Origin of the sequence: Streptomyces sp. UNOB3_S3, assembly GCF_020740895.1 — a bacterium.
Classification (GTDB): Bacteria; Actinomycetota; Actinomycetes; order Streptomycetales; family Streptomycetaceae; genus Streptomyces.
In genome coordinates this window covers 1-936 of record NZ_JAILXP010000724.1, presented here as the reverse complement: position 1 = coordinate 936, position 936 = coordinate 1, and the positions used below count along the sequence as shown (strand labels likewise).

1 protein-coding gene is annotated in these 936 nt (G+C 77.5%); it reads right to left on the bottom strand.

Annotated elements, in window-relative coordinates; translation table 11 throughout:
• A partial coding sequence (locus K6I33_RS35300; RefSeq protein WP_374286702.1) for a sacsin N-terminal ATP-binding-like domain-containing protein occupies positions 1-936 on the bottom strand: 936 nt, incomplete at both ends.

The window sequence follows — 936 nt, the reverse complement described above, 5'->3', positions numbered from 1 at the left end:
GGCCCAGGTGACCGACCAGTGGGGGCGCAGGCGCTCCTCGACGGGGCGGTTCGCGAGGAAGTCGGGGGTGAGGGCGCCGGTGGCCGTTTTGACCCGCCAGCGGGTTGTCTTGGTGGCGCCTGTTGCCTGGGCGGCGCCCAGGGTGCCGGGGTCGTCCGTCGTGTCGTCGATGACGACGAAGTCGTCCTCCTGGCGGCGCGTCAGGAGGCGGCGCGGGGCGTCCGGCGTCTCGATGACGACCTCGGTGAGGCCCGGGAGGGTGAGCAGGAGGGCGTCGTCGACGGCGGCGAGCAGACGGCGGGTCAGGTCCTCGGCGGCGCCGTCGCGGAGCGGGAGGACGACCACGGTGTCGTAGCCGTTGAGCACCGCGCCCTCGGCGGGGAACGGCAGGCGCAGGAGCGGTACGTGGCCCTCGCGGCGGCGGAGCTCGCCGCCCAGGCCGGGGCTGCCCCCGGCGGCCTCGGCGGCCAGGGCGCGGGCCTCGGCCAGGGACCAGCGGACGCCGCCGGTGCGGCCGACGAGGGCGGGTTCGTCGGTGACGGCGAGGACGGCGGCGAAGCCGACGCCGAAGCGGCCGGCGGCGCGGGTGCCCTCGTCGCGCTTGGCGGAGGCGCGGAGGGTGGAGAGGGACTCGACGCCGGTGGCGTCGAGGGGGGCGCCGGAGTTGGCGGCGGCGAGGGTGGCGGGGGTGCCGGCGTTCGCGGCGTGCAGGGTGAGGTGGAGGCGGCCGGGGACGCCGGCGCGGGCGGCGGCGTCGGCGGCGTTCTGGGCGAGCTCCACGACGAGGCGGTCGCGGTAGCCGCCGAGGGCGAGGTCCTCCTCGGCGTTGGCGTCCTCGCGGAAGCGGGCGGGGGAGGTGACCCAGGAGTCCAGTACGCCGCGGCGCAGGCGGGCGGTGCCGAAGGGGTCCAAGCTCACGTCTGCGTCTCTCCCTTT